The organism is Lewinella sp. 4G2, from assembly GCF_001625015.1.
GTDB lineage: Bacteria > Bacteroidota > Bacteroidia > Chitinophagales > Saprospiraceae > Neolewinella.
In genome coordinates this window covers 4,000,180-4,017,353 of sequence record NZ_LVWJ02000014.1, presented here as the reverse complement: position 1 = coordinate 4,017,353, position 17,174 = coordinate 4,000,180, and the positions used below count along the sequence as shown (strand labels likewise).

The window sequence follows — 17,174 nt, the reverse complement described above, 5'->3', positions numbered from 1 at the left end:
CGCAAAACTTTATTTATACAAATTCTACGTTAATACTAACGGTTCGCTATCGTTGCGCGTCCTATCCCTAAACCATCTGACCCAATGCTGAAAACCGAACGTGCTACCTACCTTTTAAACGTAGTCTTCCTTGGGGGGCTATTGCTCCTCGTCATTAATGACCACCTGCTAAAGGAGGCCTTTGGCAACTCGATCACTGGCAAGCTATCCGATTTTGCGGGCGTTTTGATTCTACCTCTCTTCCTTAAATACCTGACGGGGTGGCGGACTTCTTCCCTTATTGCCTTCACCGTCATCTTCTTTGCCTGGTGGAAGTCCTCATTTTCCACACCGGCAATTGAGCTGTTCAACGCCTGGACGCCGCTCAACTACGGTAGGGTAGTGGATTACACTGACTTATATGCATTCACAATTCTTCCTCTTGCTGCCTGGGTGATGCAGCGGCCAGCTTACTTTCAATTTAAGCGAGTCGCCCGTAGTCTCCGGCCAGTGTTGACCTATGCGATCATGGGCGTAGCTTCCATTGCCTTTATCGCCACTTCAGTAGAAGAACCCTTCCCATTCGTTGGGCCCGTGGTGGATTGCTGTATCCAGGAGCCCATTGATACGACTATCGGAAACGGGTACGTGTACGTACCTACCGCCTTTAGTCCCAACGATGATGCCCGCAATGACGTCTTTCGGGTAATTACTGACGAGAACATTGCTGGTATCGACTCCATCCGAATCTACGCTAGCCAGGATAGCTTTCTCCTGTTTAGCGCAGACGGATTGACTACCATGACCGAGGAAAATGGATTTTCGGCATCGAATTTTACCGGAGGAGAGTCTTTCTCCGCTTTGGTTGATATATGGGTAACAGCTACGGACGGCACTAACGCCCGACTACGCAACCAACTTTGTGTCTTCTCCTGCCCGGAATTTTCTACGGATGACGAAGATTTCGACGGCCCCGGTTTTCTGGATCGCTGTACCTTTGGCAATCAGATCGACTCCTCCGGCAAGTTTGACGCTAGTATCAACTCGGAAGAGAGCTTCGATTGCTTTTGATTTCATACCCTAACTCCTGTTAATCCTGACTTTACCCTACTCCCAAAACCAGCACCATGAAAAGACTTTTATCCGCCTTAGCTACCGTTGGTCTCTGCTCAGCTCTGAGCGCGCAGCCAGCCGTTGCCATCAACGAATTCGTAGCCTCCAACGATGCCTCCGCCGCCGATGAGGCGGGTGAGTTCGACGATTGGATTGAGCTTTACAATAATACCAGCGCCGCCATCGACTTAACGGGCTACACCCTGTCCGACAACCCGGAGAATATCGCCAAATGGCAATTCCCGGATGGGACTACTATCGAAGCCAACGGCTACCTCATCGTCTGGGCGGACGAAGATGGCGATGAAGATCAAGGGCCACTCCACGCCAGTTTTAAACTTTCGGCAGGTGGGGAGACCCTCGCCCTCGGTGACCCAAACGGTAATGTGGTAGATAACGTGGAATTTGGCCAGCAGGAAACTGACGTCGCTTTCGCCCGCGTCCCCAACGGTACGGGTGAATTCCGCATGCAGGCACCTACCTTCAACGCGGACAACTCCTCGACCTCCGTCACCACCCTCGAAGAATTGGGCCTGCGGGCCTACCCGAATCCGGCAACGGAAACGCTTTTCTTACAAGCTGAGCGTCAGCTAGACCTGCCCGTTAAGTTGTATGACATGACTGGCCACATCCTGTTCGAGGGCGAGTTGCGCCGTGACTTACGTATCGACGTCTCCGGTTTTCCGGCGGGTAACTACGTGCTGCGCGTCGGCCGTACGGCCAAGCTGATCCAGGTCAGATAGGGGAGGGGAGCCGGCATTCGCACCAGAGCACGGCAGCTGCGTTTCCAGTCTTTCCGTAGAGGATGGCATTCTGTTGAAACTCCCGTCCGAGCTGGAGGGCGGTACCCAGGTCCACCCCTAATAGCATTAGGCCTACTTCCTCTGGCCAGGTGCCGGTCACGTCCACGGCGGCGGCGGGTACGGCGTCGATGGCTAGGTCCTTGATCCTATTTCTTAGCACCTGCGCCAGCGCCAAATTGTCCGCGCGGGATAGTTGGCGGTTGGAATAGGGATTGTAGGCCGTCAGAAAGGCATAGGACGAATAGCCGCGCGCGGCGATCCAATCCGTAAACGACGCGTTGGGGGAACCGGAACGCAGCCGGAAATTGTGGCAGACGTAGACGCTGGCACAATACTCGCGGTGCAATGCGGGGTGGAACGCAGGGGCGACGCCGGGAAGATGCATAGTTTGGCTTTCCGTACCTTTGCGGCCCGAATGGGCCACGCCCGGCGAGTAATTTGCCGCCGGTGCGCCCAAGATAACGGTTAAAGAAGTACGCTTATGGAGATGGACCGCAGTACCATCATCGGCTTGGTTTTGATTCTCGGCATTTTCGCCGTTTGGAACTTCGTCGTTGCTCCCAGCCAGGAAGAGATTGACGCCCAGCAACGCTACCAGGATAGCATCGCCGCCCTCAACGAAGCGGCGTTGATCGCCCCCGAGGAAGTAGCGCCGGCCTTCACCGCCGACGAGGTCAGCAGCATCGACGACAGCACCCGCCAGGCCCAGTTCGGCGCCACTTTTGGCCAGTTCGCCAGCAGCGCCGTGGGTACGGACGAGACCGTCACCCTGGAGAATGACCTGATGATCGTTACGCTCGCCACGAAGGGGGGCCACATCAAGCAGGTGGAATTGAAGGAGTACGCGAAGATCATTGAGGATGAGGAAGGCAACGAATCCAAGCTTCCCCTCTACCTGCTGGAAGATGAGCGCAACCGCTTTGAGTACACCCTGCCGGCCGTCGGCGTGGCGGGAGAAGGCATCAAGACCTCCGCGCTCTATTTCACCCCTGAAGTGAGCGGCAACACCATTTCCATGCGCGCCCGCACCAGTACAGGGGGCTACTTTGAACAACGTTACACCATTAAGGACGGCACTTACCTACTGGATTACGACGTACGAATGGAAGGCCTCGGCCAGGCGCTGAACACCCAGGGTGGGGCACTGACGCTACAGTGGGACAACTACTTCGATAAGATCGAGAAGAACAGCCAGTACGAAGCGAACTACTCTACGATGTACTTCAAGCCGATTGACGATGGCACGGATTACTGCTCCTGTACGAGCAGCGACACCGAAGAAGTCGAAGAGCAGCGCCTGAAGTGGATCGCCGGCTCCCAGCAATTCTTCACCTCCGCCCTCATCGCAAACGATGGTTTTGCCAAGGGCGCCGTGCTGGAAACGGAGACTTACGACGACGTGGATGTGGCGGAGAACCTCAAGAAGGTCTCGGCCCGCGTCCAGTTACCCGTTACCAACCCAAATTCCGATATCATCGGCATGCAGCTGTACGTCGGACCGAATGAATTTGACCGTCTGCGCGCTATCGGCCACGATCTAAGCGATGTGATTTCCTTTGGTCAGTCCATTTTCGGTGCCATCAACCGCTGGGTGATTCGGCCGCTCTTCCAGTTCCTGAGCAGCTTCATCGGCAATATGGGTATCGCAATCCTCGTACTGACCATACTGGTTAAACTACTGGTTTACCCGCTTACCTATAAGATGCTGGTTTCCAACGTAAAGATGCAGCTGCTAAAGCCGGAGCTGGAAAAGATGAAGGCCAAGCACAAGGACGACGCTCAGGCCCAGCAGATGGAGCAAATGAAGATGTACCAGGAGTACGGCGCGAGCCCGTTAGGAGGCTGTCTCCCGATGGTCTTACAGATGCCAATCTGGTTTGCCCTTTATCGCTTCTTCCCCGCCAGCATTGAGTTCCGCCAGGAGAATTTCCTGTGGGCAAATGACTTGAGTACGTACGACGTACTCACGAAGATCCCGGAATGGATCCCCTTCATGCAGGGCCACATCAGCCTATTTGCCGTACTCTGGGCGGTTACCACGGTCATCTACGCCTACTACAACAGTAAGCACATGGATTACTCCGCCCAGCCCATGATGAAGTACTTTCAGTACGTGATGCCGTTGCTCTTCCTCGGTTTCTTCAACAGCTTCGCGGCGGGCCTTACGGCTTACCTATTCTTCTCCAATACGTTCAACATCGCCCAGACCATCATCACGAAGAATTTCCTCATCGACCACGATAAGCTGAAGAAAAAGATGAACGCCAACAAGAAGAAGCCGAAGAAAAAGTCGGGCTTCAGCGCACGTCTGCAGGAAGCCTTGAAAGAGCAGCAGCGTCAAGCCGCAGAGGCGGAAGCGAAAAAGAAGAAGAAGTAATTAAGGACGTTAGATTTTAGATTGGTGCATGTCTAAAATCTATCTTCTAAAATCTAACGTCTCAAAAAGGCGCTGCCGCAGGTGCCAAGCCATTGGGCCGGGCAAGCGCAAACTTTAGGATTTCCTTGTACGCTGACGAAGTAACTTCTCCCTGTGGACGAACGTCTTACCCAATAGAATTAACTACATCAAGCATGCGATTTTTTCTTTTTGGTTTATTTGGTGCCTTAGTGTTGGTCAGTTCCTGTAGCCGCCAAAATAATAAGGTGGTGAACAATAATAATGCCGCCAGACCCGCCGCGGTGCGTCCATCCGTGGATCCAACCCCTCCGGCAACCACGCCGCCCCGTTTTGATGCGCCCCCGGCCCAAGCGGAGCGGGTGAAGATGGAACGTGATTCCATCATTGGTGCTCCCGCTCATTCGATCCCGGAACCAGTGGACGCAGCGGACCAGCTACGAGAGATCATGGCCAGTGACAGACAACCACGTCGCGAGGCTGCACCCCAGACTAACGCCACCCCTGATCGGGAAGCCCAGCGCCGGGCAATCATTGAGCAACAGCAAAAGATGTTGCGCTCAAAAGACTTGGCTAAAATGATCGACGATGACCAACTGATATTCAGTATCACGAAGACACCCTGCCGGGGTAAGTGCGAAGAGTATCGCCTCGACGTCTTTGAAAATGGCATCCTCCGGCTCGATGGCCGCGAGAATACTAAACTGCGCGGCACTTTCTACACGGAACCGATGGGATTCAAATTTGCCCGCCTGGTGGAAGGCTTTGAAGAACTTATGGCCATGCAACCCCAAGAGTTCTACCCAAATGCAGACGACGGCCCTGCGGATGCCACCACTACCGTTTTGACCTACTTTGATGACAAGGGCAAGGAGCGGGAAATCACCGTTTGGTACGGCGAACCCATCCAGTTCAAGGACTTGATGGAAGAAGTCCAGATCATGCTCGACGAAGAGCGCTGGGAGAAGTAATACCTGCTACTTTATCGGGGCGCCCGCATTGCTGATACCAGTAGTGCGGGCGTCCTGGTTTTGTTGACATTCGCCCAACCAAGACGGCTTCATTTTGGCTTACCTTCGCCGGCCAGAAATAGTAATAAAATGGCCGATCACAAGATCATCTTTTCCATGGAACGGGTCTCAAAGACCTTTCCCGGAGCGAATAAAAAAGTCCTCAACAATATCTGGTTGAGCTTCTACTACGGAGCGAAAATTGGCGTCCTCGGCTTGAACGGTTCCGGTAAGTCGACGCTGCTGAAGATCATTGCGGGAGTAGACAAAAACTTCCAGGGGAACGTCGTATTTGACGGCGACTACAAAATTGGTTACCTCCAACAGGAGCCAGAACTAGACCCCGAAAAAACCGTCCGCGAAGTTGTAGAGGAAGGCGTTCAGGAAACCGTCGACCTGATGAAGGAGTACGACGCCGTGAACCTCAAGTTCGCCGAACCCATGAGCGATGACGAGATGAATAAACTCATCGAGCGCCAGGGTGAACTGATGGAGGAGTTGGAGAACCGAAATGCCTGGGAACTCGACAACCGCCTCAACACGGCCATGGATGCCCTCCGCTGCCCACCCGACGACGCCAAGGTGAGCGTCCTCTCCGGTGGTGAACGCCGCCGGGTTGCCCTCGCCCGCTTACTACTCAGCAACCCGGACGTCCTGCTGCTGGACGAACCGACGAACCACCTTGACGCGGAGTCCGTGCACTGGCTGGAGCAATACTTACAGAGCTTCCCGGGAACGGTCATCGCCGTGACGCACGACCGTTACTTCCTGGACAACGTCGCTGGCTGGATCCTTGAACTAGACCGTGGCGAAGGCATCCCGTGGGAAGGCAACTACTCCAGCTGGTTGGAGCAAAAGGAAGCCCGCCTCGCCCAGGAAGAAAAGACCGAGAGCAACCGCCGCAAGACCCTCAAGCGGGAATTGGAATGGATAAAAATGGCGCCGAAAGCCCGCCAGTCCAAGGGGAAGGCCCGCCTCAACGCTTATGACAAACTCGCCGGCGAAGAGGGCCGCGAAAGGGAAAAGAACCTGGAGATCTACATTCCACCCGGTCCCCGTCTTGGTGACAAAGTGGTAGAAGTTCAGAACCTCTCCAAAGGCTTTGGGGACCGCGTACTCTTTGAGAATGCCACCTTCTCCATCCCCCGTAACGCGATTGTCGGTATCCTGGGGCCCAACGGCGTGGGTAAGTCTACCTTCTTCCGTCTCCTAGTAAAAGAGCACGAACCCGATGCCGGCACTGTGGACGTTGGCCAAACCGTCAAGATCAGCTACGTAGACCAGAGCCACGAAGAATTACAGGATGGCAGTAAGACCATCTACGAGATCGTCAGCAAGGGGCACGATATGATCGAAGTGGGTGGCAAATCCGTTAACGCTCGTGCTTACTTGAGTAAGTTCAACTTCGCGGGTGGCGACCAACAGAAAAAGGTTGGCGTCCTCTCCGGTGGGGAACGGAACCGCCTGCAGCTAGCCATGACCCTGCGGGAAGGTGGTAACGTACTTCTGCTGGATGAGCCGACGAACGATATCGACATCAATACCCTCCGCGCCCTTGAGGACGCGCTAGACAGTTTTGCGGGTTGTGTCCTCGTAATCAGTCACGACCGTTGGTTTATCGATCGTTTGGCTACCCATATTCTTTCGTTCGAAGATGAGGGAGAGATCCAGTTCTTTGAGGGTAACTACAGCCAGTACGAAGCGGCCAAAAAGGCTCGCCTTGGTGACGTTACACCGAAGCGCCCCCGCTTCAAAAACGTGATCAACCGCTAATCGGGAAGTACTTCCTGACCTGAGCTAACGTGGCTTTTGCCACCAGCCGTTACCCCGATTGATGCCAGTGCTTTGGCCTGAGTATTGTCCCTAAATGAGATTTGTATGTCCAGTGAAGTCCGCTACGAACAACGTATCCCCCGCGAGAAATCCGCCGCCCTTTTTGCGGAAGCCCAAACCTACTTCCCCGGTGGGGTGAATAGCCCGGTGCGCGCTTTCCGTAGCGTCAGTGGCCCGCCTCTCTTCATTGAGGAAGGTAAGGGTAGCCGCATGACTGATGTGGACGGCAACGAATTCATCGACTTTTGCTGTTCCTGGGGCCCACTCATTCACGGCCACGCCAACGAGTACATCGAAGAAAAGGTGATGGCGACCGTACGGAAGGGGACCAGTTTCGGTACCCCAAACGAGATGGGAAATCGCCTTGGTAAACTCATCCTGGATAATCACCCCTACATCGAAAGCCTACGCTTCGTCAGCTCCGGTACCGAAGCGGTGATGTCCGCAATCCGCCTGGCGCGGGGGGTGACGGGGAAGAATAAGATCCTCAAGTTTGATGGGTGTTACCACGGCCACGTGGACAGTCTTTTGGTAAAGGCGGGTTCTGGCCTGGCTACTTTTGGGACCAGCTCCAGCGCCGGGGTGCCCGAGTCCGTAGCCGCCGATACCCTCATCCTGCCCCTCAATGATCGGGACCTGCTGGAAAAGACCTTGAGTGAGCACGCTGATGACATTGCGTGTATCATCGTTGAGCCCGTGCCCGCCAATAACGGGCTGTTGATTCAGGATCCCTCCTGGCTGAAGTGTTTACGGATCAAGGCCTACAAACACGGCGTTCTCCTGATATTCGATGAGGTGATTTCTGGCTTCCGGGTGGGTTTCACCGGCGCGGCGGGTTACTACGACGTTCAGCCGGACATCATCACCTTTGGCAAAGTGATCGGGGGAGGCTTCCCCGTCGGCGCCTACGCCGGATCAAAGGCCATTATGGACCACATCGCTCCGGTTGGTCCCGTTTACCAGGCGGGCACATTGAGCGCCAATCCGGTAGCTATGGCGGCTGGCTTAGCAGCGCTGGAGTTGTGTCTGACGGAAGGCTTCTACGAGGTGCAGGCCAAGAAGACCCACGCTTTCGCTACGGCGATTGAGGGCTACGCACGGGATAAAGGGTACCCCCTCCACGTTCCCCACATCGGCTCTATTTTCTGGCTGGCTTTCGGCACGGAGCGCATTACCCGCTCGGACCAGATCGACCCCGCTAACATGGAGTACTTTAAGATGATTCACCACGAGTTATTGCAGACTGGCGTCTACCTCGGCCCCAGTGGCTACGAAGTTGGTTTCGTGTCAGGCGCTCACTCCGTCGCGGATCTGGAGGAAGCACTAGGTAAGATCAAGCGGGCGATGGACGTAGCGTTCAGCGGATAGTCGGCTGAAAATTTGCCTCTTTGTCTATGACTTTCGAGGCATTCTCTCGGCTCCCGACGTCCACGTCGGGCTATTCTTCGCCCGGGGTCAAAGACTTCGACTATAATTTGCACTCTTTCCGGTTTTGTTCTTCTCTACTGTTTGTAGCTCTAAAAAAACTGCCCCGGTCATCGAGTTAACGATGCCGGGACAGTCCACACACTATGAGAACACCCATTAAATCTTGCCGGAAACAAATTGATATGAAGCTTCCGTCTAAGCAGTTTCGGGAAGAATAGAAAGCTTTCCCTACTGCTGTTGCTTAAGAGACGCTTAAACCAGGCAAAAGTGTCTACGGCTAAGCGTTAAATAACGTTAAGGTGCTCCAAAACCCTGGTAAACACTAGGTTTCAAGTCGGGGAAGGTCACCTAAATGACGCTACCCGGACACCCGATTTTCGTATATTTGAAACAATGATCAAAGAGGATAGCGTACGGGAAGTCATCGAGATGGCCCGCGTGGAAGACATCGTTGGCGACTACGTAAATCTGCGTCGCCGGGGCCAGAACATGATCGGTCTGTGTCCCTTCCATAATGAGAAAACGCCGAGCTTTAACGTCAACCCAGCCAGAAACATCTACAAGTGTTTTGGCTGCGGCGAGGGTGGGGACCCCGTCAAATTTCTGATGACGCTGGAGCAACTCAGCTTCCCCGAAGCCATTAGGAAAATCGCCGCCCGCTACAACTTCAAACTGGAAGAAGTTGAAGTCAGCGAGGAGGTAAAGGAGGAGCGCCGGGAAAAGGAAAGCCTACTGCTTGTCAACGAATTCGCACGGCAGTTCTACGAGGACCAACTCTATAATACGGACGAGGGCAAGAGCGTCGGGCTCAGCTATTTCAAGAGCCGGGGCTTCCGTAAGGACGTCATGCAAAAGTTTGGGCTCGGTTACGCACCCTTCAAAAGGGATGCCCTTTTCAAAGCCGCAACGGCGGCTGGGTATAAGCCCGAGCAGCTCGACAAACTGGGGCTCATCCGCAACAAGAAGGATTTCTTCTTTGACCGGGTGATGTTCACCATCCACAACCTTCAGGGGAAGCCGATTGCCTTTGCCGGGCGCATCCTGAAGACGAACGTCAAGGCGCCCAAGTACGTCAACAGCCCGGAAACGGAGGTCTACCATAAGTCGGACGTCCTCTACGGGATCTACCAGGCGCGGCAGTCGATTCGTAAGTTGGACAACGTGTATATGGTGGAGGGTTACACCGACGTCATCAGCCTGCACCAGCACGGGGTGACCAACGTCGTAGCGACCTCCGGCACCAGCCTTACCCCGGGGCAGGCTCGTCTGGTTAAGCGACAAACGGAGAACGTCACCCTCCTCTACGACGGAGACAAGGCGGGAATCAAAGCTGCCCTCCGCGGGGTGGACGTACTACTCATTGAAGGGCTGAACGTCCGCGTAGTCATCCTCCCCGACGGGGAAGATCCCGATAGCTACATGCAGAAGGTAGGGACGACGGCCTTCGAAAAATTTCTGGTCGATTCCCGACGGGACTTCCTGTTCTTTAAATCCGATCTCCTGCTGGAAGAGGCGGGGGATGACGTCGCCGCGCGGAGCGAAGCGATCCGGTCCAGCATCTCCACGCTGGCTTTGGTGGACGATCCCCTCAAGCGGCAGGGCTACGTCCAGCAATTCTCCGGCCGCCTGGGGTTGGAGGAGTCCTTACTCATCAACCTCGTCAATACCGCCGTGGCTGAGCGACGGGAAAAGGCAAAACGGGATGCGGAACGCGAAGCGCGGCGTCGCCAGCGTGGCCCCGTTGGTCAACGGCCGGCCCGTCGGCAAAAGGAAGGGTACGATCATGCGCCCTTCCCCGGTACTCCACCCCCTAACTCCGCACCCGCGGCAGCGCCCCCGCCGAAGGCCGATAGCAGTGACGAGAATTGGGCCGGAATGGAGGACATGGGCTGGGCCGGTGGTGGCGAAGAAGATGGCTGGGGTGGCCCGCCGGACGCCTACTTTGGCCCGGAACCTGGATTTGGCCCTGACCCCGGACCGGCACCCAGCGAGGATTCCCTCGACCGGGTCGGTAGCCCACTAATTCTGACGGGGGAAACCTACCAGGAGCTCGACCTCGCCCGCCTGCTGATCCGCCACGGAAGCAGCCATTACGACGAAGAGCAACACCTAAGCGTCGGTACTTTTCTGACCAGAAATATCGCCGACCTCCTCAATGATTTTGATGCCCCCATCGCGCGCAAGGTCGTGCTGATGGTGATGGAAGTTTCCGCCAATGAGCTGGCCCCGCCACCAGAATTTTTCCTGAACCACGAGGACGAAAAGATCCGTCAACTCGCCATTGAGGCGACTACCAAAAAGTATTCCATGAGCCCGAACTGGCGGGAAAAGTACGACGTCATCCTGCGCCAAAAATTACCCGAGGACAACCAGCGGGCCTACGCGGATAATTTCCTACGCATCTTCCGGATGGAAAAGATCGATCGTAAGTGCCGGGAAAACATTGCGAAAATCAAAGAACTGGATCGCGCCGGAGACGAAGACGGGCTGATCCTACACCTTAAGGTGCAGCAGCAGTTGGACCAGATGCGCAAAGAATTGGCGGCGGAGCTGGGAACGGTGATCCTGTAGATTTTAGGCTAAGGCTGCAAGCCAAGTAGCAAATCCGTTTTAAGATCATCGACGTGCTCGAGGCCGACGCTCATTCTGACGAGGCCATCGCTGATGCCAACGCTGGCCCTTTCCTCCGGCGTCAGCTTCGAATGTGTCGTCGTAGCCGGGTGGGTGAGGATGGTTCGGGTATCACCGAGATTGGAACTACGGGTACAGATTTCGACCCGATTAAGCAGCGCATTGGCCGCCTCAATTCCGCCGGCCAATTCAAAAGTGACGATGCCGCCGCCAGCTGTCATTTGCCGTCGGGCTAGTTCGTACTGTGGGTGGCTGGGTAGGTAGGGGTAGTGGACCGCCTTGACCATCGGCAGATCCGTCAACCATTCGGCCAGTTTGAGGGCAGAGGCGCAGTGCGCGGCCAGGCGAACGTGGAGGGTTTCGAGACTTTTGGAAATTACCCAAGCATTGAAGGGCGACATGGCCGGACCAGTGTGGCGACAAAAGAAGGTCACCTTTTCCATCACCTCCTCCGTGCCGACGAGTAGACCGCCAAGGACGCGCCCCTGCCCGTCCATCCACTTTGTTGCGGAGTGGGTCACGAGGTCCGCCCCGTAGTCCGCTGGCCGCTGAATGATAGAGGTGGCGAAGCAATTGTCTACTACGAACAGTAGATCGTTGTCCTTGCTGAATTTACCCGCTGCTTTCAGGTCAACCAGCTTCAACCCCGGATTGGAAGGGGTTTCGGTGAGGAACATCACGGTCTCCGGGCGGAGAGCAGCCGACCAGGTCTCCGGGTTTTCCGGGTCTACGTAGGTGAACCTAACTCCCCACTTGGGCAGGATCGAAGTCAAAATCTGGTGGGTGCTTCCAAACAATGCGCGCGTAGCGATGATGTGGTCTCCCTGTTGCACGAGGGCGGCAATACTGGCAAAAACCGCCGCCATGCCGGAGCCAGTAGCGAACCCCGCTGGCAGCCCTTCGAGCGCGCACACTTTAGCTACGAGCTCGTCCACGCTGGGGTTGTTGTACCGAGAATAGATGATGCCGTCGCCCTCTCCCCGGAAGGAAGCGGCCATGGATTCCGCGGAATCGAAGGTAAAACTGCTGGTCAAAAACAGGGGAGCGGAGTGCTCACGAAAGCCCGTTTTTTCCATCTGGCCACGGATGGCCTGGGTCTGCGGATGTAATTTCTTCGGCATGGGCCAAAGGTACCGAATCCGGCCGGAGCGGGGTGGAAGAAGCGCCCCTACAAATCGGTGTATTTCCCGAGGTGTACGACCCGGTCATCCGCGTATACGACGTAAACTTCCAAGTCGCTCGTCCAGGCGATGGCCTCCGCAGCGGGGTCGTCGGGTAGGCCGAAGTAGTCGCGCAGTTGCTTCCAGTTGTTGTAGCCTTCTACGCCGGCAAACTTTAGCGGGCTCAGTACTTTCCCGGAGGGCCGTACCAGCTCTATCCCTTCCTTCGTGTGGCCTTCCAGCAAGGGGATGAAGCGGCGTTCGCCAACGATGGGCTCAACCCGAGAAATCCTGGAGTAGGCGAATGGCGTGACCACGGCTTCTTCATCCAGGTTAAAAAGGGCGAGCTCGGGTGCCGCTCCCTGGCGAACATTGAGGATGCGAATGCCTTCCCCGTTGAGGATGGGGTGCGTCCACACGCGGGAGAAGCCCTCCGTGTAACCGGGTGCCCCGGAGCGGTGACGGATGAAGGTCCGGCCAAGGTAGGGGGCGTCCAGGATGAACTCATCTAGAATCAGGAGCCGCTCGTTGAAGCTGAGGACGAATTCACTTTCCGGCTCCCCCTCGTCGTTAATGATGCCGTACCTACCGTGGGATGATCGGCGTGCGAGCAGCACGTAATCACGCTGCGGGTCAATTCCCGTTACAACGGCCTGGATATCAGCGTAAAGGAAGGGCACCCAGATGGTCAGATCTTGGCGCAAGAGTCCCATTTTACCATCCTTTCTTTTGACTTTATACCCGCCACGAAAGGCACCGATCCAGGCGGTGGTCAATTGGCTGGTATCCTGAACTACGTCGCGCCGAATGGGCTGAGCCACTGCATTATCGAGGATCCGTTCTTCCAGATCCGCGGAATACGGATCGGCTTGCTGTCCCGTACCCAATCGCCCCTGATCGAGGGCACCCTGACCGTACGAAGAGACGCACAATAGCAGAGACAGATAGAGCAGGAGCAAGTTACGCATCAGGGGCAGGCAATTTGACCGCAAAGAACGCGATTTCCGTTTGTTACCCGAAGTAAACGCTAGCGTTCGCCCAAAACATATTTGATCGGCGGACTGGCCGATAATTACGATCTAGCCCAGGTAATTCTTCAGCGCGTCGCGGCTTTGTGACCGACGCAAACGGCGAATGGCACGCTCCTTGATTTGGCGGACGCGTTCGCGCGTGAGGTCGAAGCGGTCACCGATCTCTTCCAGGTTAAGCTGTTGTTCGCCGTCGAGGCCGAAGTAGCAGGCCAGGACCGTCCGCTCGCGAGGGGCCAGCATGTTGAGGTTAGCGGCGATCTCCTTGGTGAGGCTTTCGGCCATCACGTTGCGGGTAGGGTTGTTTTGCTCGTCGGTGGGGAGGGTGTCGAGCATGGTGATGTCCGAATCGTCACCGGCAATTGGAGCGTCGAAGGAGAGGTGGCGCATGCGGCCGCTGAGGGCGCGGTTGACGTCCGCAAGGGAAATGTCCAGTGCTTCAGCGAGCTCTTCGGGTTCGGGCTCGCGCTCGAATTGCTGTTGGAAGGCGGCGATGGCTTTCGTCACTTTAGTGTATCCCGCGGCCTTATTGTTGGGCATCCGCACGAGGCGGCTGAATTCCACGATGGCGGCCATGATGCTCTGGCGGATCCACCAGACGGCGTAGGAGATGAACTTGAAACCACGGGTTTCGTCGAAGCGCTTGGCGGCCTTGATCAAACCTACGTTGCCTTCATTGATGAGGTCCGCGAGGCTCAGGCCTTGATTCTGGTACTGCTTTGCTACCGATACCACGAAGCGCAGGTTGGCCCGCGTCAGTTTCTCGAGTGCCTGTTCGTCACCTTCCCGGATTTGCCGGGCCAGCCGGGCCTCGTCCTCTGGCGTCAGCAGATCGATCTTGCCGATGTCGGACAAGTACTTCTCCAACGCAATGCTCTCGCGGGAGGTAATCTTATTGCTGATCTTCAGTTGGCGCATAGGGATAGGCTATTTTCGGGTAGAGAGGACTAAAAGCAGTAACACACTTAGAAACATTTTATGCTCAAATTAGGATTACAATATATCAAATTTTTGATTAACCCTCTTTGGGTATAGACGGCAGCCTGACGGAAAAAGTTGTGCGGTCGTCATCAGTGTACCAACAAGCAGTTGAGTCAGTACTCAGTGGCCCAATTTGTACCAACTTTTAGACCCTCCAGCCGTTCGGTCAACAAACCCCGCCAATGCCCAATAACCCCACCTGGATCGGTTCCGTATTCCGCATGACTTGCCCGCGTTGCCGACGGGGTGATCTCTTCCCCACCAGCTCATTTTCGCTGCGGCTGCCCTTCAAACAGTACGAGCATTGCCCGAAGTGTGGCCAGAATTACTTCCCGGAACCGGGCTTCTATTACGGGGCCATGTTCATCTCCTACATCGGTTCGGGCTTTTTCAGCCTGGGCTTCGTCATGCTGCTACACTGGGTTCTGGGCGTAGGTTTCGCGATGTCCTTCCTGTTCTTGCTGCTGTGGGGTACCTTGTTTTTTGTTTGGTGGTTCCGCCTATCGCGGTCGCTGTACTTTCACATCGTTCAAAAATACCGCCCCCAGGCAACCGCCGCCGTTGATGCCGGTACGATCACTAAATCAGTCCCTACCATCGTCAGCGGTACCTAAAAAATTGACCATGAGCAAGAAGAAACAAAAGGGAAAGACCAGTTTCAGTACGGGCGATGGCGCGGCCGATAATCCATTCGCAGCACTCTCCGGTCTCAGTGGCCTGCCCGATGCACCCAAAGATCTGCCAGCACAAGAAGAGGGCGCTGCCGCAGGTGCCGAGGTAATGGGGCGAGCAACAATGGCCCTACGGGTCTACATCGACCGGAAACAACGCCGTGGTAAGGCAGTAACCCTGATCACCGGTTTCGATGGTACCGATGACCAACTAACCGAATTGGCCAAGACCCTAAAAAAGAAGTGTGGCGTAGGCGGATCCGCAAAAAATGGCGAGATCGTCATTCAGGGGAATAAGCGCGATAAGGTGATGGAGATCCTCACAGCCGAGGGTTACCGTGGAGCCAAAAAAGCGGGCGGATGAAAGACTTTAGACGTTAGATTTTGGACATTAGACGTTGTGGGGTTTAGCCTCTAAGGTCTAACGTCTAAAATCTAAAGTCTCAGATCAGCCTTTCCAGCTGCTCTTCAATCCACAGGTGAAATTGAAGACGACTGCATCAGCCGTGCTATCATCATCTACGGTGTAGTAACCTTTGCGCAAGAATTGAACGGCATCGCCTTTCGCTACGTCAGCTAGTCCGGGTTCCCCCTTGGCGGTGACCACTTTCAAGCTGTCTGGATTGACGAATTCCAGGAAATCTCGGTCTTCATGGTCCATTGGTGTTGGGTCCGTGAACAGCTTATCGTACTGGCGCACTTCGAAGTCAATTCCCTTCTCCACGCTCACCCAGTGGATGGTGCCCTTCGCCTTGACGCCCGAAGTGTCCGAGCCGGACCGGGAATCAGGATAGTAAGTAGCGTTGATCTGGGTTACCTCGCCATGCTCATCTTCCTCGTGGCCTTCCACGTGAATGATGTAGGCAGATTTTAGACGAACGTCCTTGCCCGGCGCCAAACGGAAGTATTTCCGATTCTGGGGTTCCTTGCGGAAGTCTTCCCGCTCCACCCAGATCTCCCGACCGAAGGGGATTTCGCGTTGGCCACGGCTTTCGTCCTCAGGGTTATTGTCGGAAGTAAAGACTTCACTCTCGCCTTCTGGATAGTTAGTAATGACCAGCTTCACCGGGTTCATGACGGCCATATACCGGTCCGCTTTGCTGTTCAGGACTTCCCGCACGTTGTGTTCGAGGAAGTCAAACTCCTGCTGGTTGTCGCGTTTGGTGACGCCCGTCCGCATACAGAAATTACGGATCGCTTCGGCGGGGTAGCCGCGGCGGCGCATTCCGGCGATGGTGCCCATGCGGGGATCATCCCACCCAGCGACGATGCCTTGCTCCACCAGGAGCTTAAGGCGGCGCTTGGAGGTGATGAAGTAATCCACGTTCATCCGGGCAAACTCGATCTGGCGGCTGGGGAAGATCTCCAAGGCATCGATCAACCAGTTGTAGAGATCCCGGTGATGGCGGAACTCCAAACTACAAAGCGAGTGGGTGATGTGCTCAATGGAATCACTCTGCCCGTGGGCAAAGTCATAAAGGGGGTAGATACACCATTCGTCACCCGTCCGGTGGTGGGTAGCGTGCTTGATCCGGTAGAGTGCTGGGTCCCGGAGTAACAGGTTGGGGTGGGCCATGTCGATTTTAGCCCGTAGCACTTTAGCACCGTCGGGGAATTCTCCGGCCTTCATTCTCTCGAACAGGTCCCGATTTTCGGCTACGCTACGATCGCGGTAGGGAGAGTTGGTACCTGGGACGCCAATGTCACCCTTCTGCTCCGCAATTTCCTCGGCGGTGGAGTCGTCGACGAAGGCCAATCCCTTATCGATGAGACGAAGGGCCAGTTGGTACAACTCCTCAAAATAGTTGGAGGCGTAGAGGGTATCCCCCTGCCATTCGTAACCCAACCAACGAATATCATTTTCGATGGATTCTACGAAGTGAGTTTCCTCCGTGATCGGGTTGGTATCATCCATCCGCAGGTTGGAGGTGCCGCCGTATTTCTTTGCCGTTTCGAAGTTGATGGTGATCGCCTTGGCGTGCCCGATGTGGAGGTACCCATTAGGTTCGGGTGGGAAGCGCGTTAGAATGCGACCATCGTGCTTACCGTTTTGCAGGTCTTCGACGATGATCTCCTCAATAAAATTATCGGCTTCGGGAATAGTGGACATACGTATTAGTTAAGCTAGCTCTCCAAAGTAAT

14 protein-coding genes are annotated in these 17,174 nt (G+C 55.4%); 9 read left to right on the top strand and 5 right to left on the bottom strand.

Annotation, left to right across the window (positions count from 1 at the left end; genetic code table 11):
- The first annotated feature begins 84 nt into the window (after positions 1-84).
- Together A3850_RS16475 and A3850_RS16470 are read left to right on the top strand one after the other, a co-directional pair.
- The gene (locus tag A3850_RS16475) at positions 85-1,050 is read left to right on the top strand and encodes a hypothetical protein (RefSeq protein ID WP_068219004.1); all 966 of its coding nucleotides are present in this window, start codon (positions 85-87) and stop codon (positions 1,048-1,050) included.
- Positions 1,051-1,106: 56 nt separating this feature from the next.
- On the top strand, positions 1,107-1,835 hold the full coding sequence (locus A3850_RS16470) for a lamin tail domain-containing protein (RefSeq protein WP_068219001.1): 729 nt from the start codon (positions 1,107-1,109) through the stop codon (positions 1,833-1,835).
- Here the strand turns inward: A3850_RS16470 and A3850_RS16465 are convergent.
- Complete coding sequence (locus A3850_RS16465; protein WP_157501322.1) at positions 1,828-2,280, bottom strand: DUF3293 domain-containing protein; 453 nt, start codon at positions 2,278-2,280, stop codon at positions 1,828-1,830. The two genes, A3850_RS16470 and A3850_RS16465, sit on opposite strands and share 8 nt — an antisense overlap.
- Positions 2,281-2,382: 102 nt before the next feature.
- On the opposite strand from A3850_RS16465, the gene yidC reads away from it, so the two are divergent.
- From yidC to dnaG, 5 genes are all read left to right on the top strand, one after another.
- Positions 2,383-4,272 (top strand): membrane protein insertase YidC, encoded by a 1,890-nt coding sequence (gene yidC, locus A3850_RS16460; RefSeq protein WP_231915341.1) that lies wholly within the window; start codon positions 2,383-2,385, stop codon positions 4,270-4,272.
- A 194-nt stretch (positions 4,273-4,466) separates the two neighbouring features.
- Positions 4,467-5,261 (top strand): DUF6438 domain-containing protein, encoded by a 795-nt coding sequence (locus A3850_RS16455; RefSeq protein WP_068218992.1) that lies wholly within the window; start codon positions 4,467-4,469, stop codon positions 5,259-5,261.
- 129 nt (positions 5,262-5,390) lie between these two features.
- Positions 5,391-7,073: an energy-dependent translational throttle protein EttA gene (gene ettA, locus A3850_RS16450; protein ID WP_068218989.1), complete on the top strand. Its 1,683-nt coding sequence runs from the start codon at positions 5,391-5,393 to the stop codon at positions 7,071-7,073.
- Between the two features lie 105 nt (positions 7,074-7,178).
- Positions 7,179-8,501 (top strand): glutamate-1-semialdehyde 2,1-aminomutase, encoded by a 1,323-nt coding sequence (gene hemL / locus A3850_RS16445; protein ID WP_068218986.1) that lies wholly within the window; start codon positions 7,179-7,181, stop codon positions 8,499-8,501.
- A gap of 453 nt (positions 8,502-8,954) precedes the next feature.
- Positions 8,955-11,132, top strand: coding sequence for a DNA primase (gene dnaG / locus A3850_RS16440; protein ID WP_068218982.1), 2,178 nt, complete (start codon positions 8,955-8,957; stop codon positions 11,130-11,132).
- An 8-nt stretch (positions 11,133-11,140) separates the two neighbouring features.
- Here the strand turns inward: dnaG and A3850_RS16435 are convergent, their stop codons facing one another.
- The 3 genes from A3850_RS16435 to A3850_RS16425 all read right to left on the bottom strand — a co-directional run bounded on the left by A3850_RS16435 (position 11,141) and on the right by A3850_RS16425 (position 14,298).
- Positions 11,141-12,313 (bottom strand): PLP-dependent aspartate aminotransferase family protein, encoded by a 1,173-nt coding sequence (locus tag A3850_RS16435; RefSeq protein ID WP_068218980.1) that lies wholly within the window; start codon positions 12,311-12,313, stop codon positions 11,141-11,143.
- Positions 12,314-12,360: 47 nt separating this feature from the next.
- Positions 12,361-13,320 (bottom strand): hypothetical protein, encoded by a 960-nt coding sequence (locus A3850_RS16430; protein ID WP_157501319.1) that lies wholly within the window; start codon positions 13,318-13,320, stop codon positions 12,361-12,363.
- Between the two features lie 111 nt (positions 13,321-13,431).
- Positions 13,432-14,298, bottom strand: a complete 867-nt coding sequence (locus tag A3850_RS16425) for an RNA polymerase sigma factor RpoD/SigA (RefSeq protein ID WP_068218974.1) — start codon at positions 14,296-14,298, stop codon at positions 13,432-13,434.
- Between the two features lie 245 nt (positions 14,299-14,543).
- Here A3850_RS16425 and A3850_RS16420 point away from each other — a divergent pair, with 245 nt between their 5' ends.
- On the top strand, positions 14,544-14,975 hold the full coding sequence (locus tag A3850_RS16420) for a DUF983 domain-containing protein (protein WP_068218971.1): 432 nt from the start codon (positions 14,544-14,546) through the stop codon (positions 14,973-14,975).
- Between the two features lie 10 nt (positions 14,976-14,985).
- The gene (locus A3850_RS20480) at positions 14,986-15,396 is read left to right on the top strand and encodes a translation initiation factor (RefSeq protein ID WP_082921877.1); all 411 of its coding nucleotides are present in this window, start codon (positions 14,986-14,988) and stop codon (positions 15,394-15,396) included.
- 84 nt (positions 15,397-15,480) lie between these two features.
- On the opposite strand, the gene A3850_RS16410 is transcribed toward A3850_RS20480, so the two are convergent.
- Positions 15,481-17,142, bottom strand: coding sequence for a glutamine--tRNA ligase/YqeY domain fusion protein (locus A3850_RS16410; RefSeq protein ID WP_068218968.1), 1,662 nt, complete (start codon positions 17,140-17,142; stop codon positions 15,481-15,483).
- Positions 17,143-17,174 lie beyond the last annotated feature (32 nt).

Coding starts and splice junctions, on each gene's coding strand:
- A3850_RS16470 (WP_068219001.1), top strand. CDS start 1,107: ATGAAAAGACTTTTATCCGCCTTAGCTACCGTTGGTCTCTGCTCAGCT.
- A3850_RS16410 (WP_068218968.1), bottom strand. CDS start 17,142: ATGTCCACTATTCCCGAAGCCGATAATTTTATTGAGGAGATCATCGTC.
- A3850_RS16430 (WP_157501319.1), bottom strand. CDS start 13,320: ATGCGTAACTTGCTCCTGCTCTATCTGTCTCTGCTATTGTGCGTCTCT.
- A3850_RS16435 (WP_068218980.1), bottom strand. CDS start 12,313: ATGCCGAAGAAATTACATCCGCAGACCCAGGCCATCCGTGGCCAGATG.
- A3850_RS16420 (WP_068218971.1), top strand. CDS start 14,544: ATGCCCAATAACCCCACCTGGATCGGTTCCGTATTCCGCATGACTTGC.
- A3850_RS16475 (WP_068219004.1), top strand. CDS start 85: ATGCTGAAAACCGAACGTGCTACCTACCTTTTAAACGTAGTCTTCCTT.
- A3850_RS16425 (WP_068218974.1), bottom strand. CDS start 14,298: ATGCGCCAACTGAAGATCAGCAATAAGATTACCTCCCGCGAGAGCATT.
- hemL (WP_068218986.1), top strand. CDS start 7,179: ATGTCCAGTGAAGTCCGCTACGAACAACGTATCCCCCGCGAGAAATCC.
- dnaG (WP_068218982.1), top strand. CDS start 8,955: ATGATCAAAGAGGATAGCGTACGGGAAGTCATCGAGATGGCCCGCGTG.
- ettA (WP_068218989.1), top strand. CDS start 5,391: ATGGCCGATCACAAGATCATCTTTTCCATGGAACGGGTCTCAAAGACC.
- yidC (WP_231915341.1), top strand. CDS start 2,383: ATGGACCGCAGTACCATCATCGGCTTGGTTTTGATTCTCGGCATTTTC.
- A3850_RS20480 (WP_082921877.1), top strand. CDS start 14,986: ATGAGCAAGAAGAAACAAAAGGGAAAGACCAGTTTCAGTACGGGCGAT.
- A3850_RS16455 (WP_068218992.1), top strand. CDS start 4,467: ATGCGATTTTTTCTTTTTGGTTTATTTGGTGCCTTAGTGTTGGTCAGT.
- A3850_RS16465 (WP_157501322.1), bottom strand. CDS start 2,280: ATGCATCTTCCCGGCGTCGCCCCTGCGTTCCACCCCGCATTGCACCGC.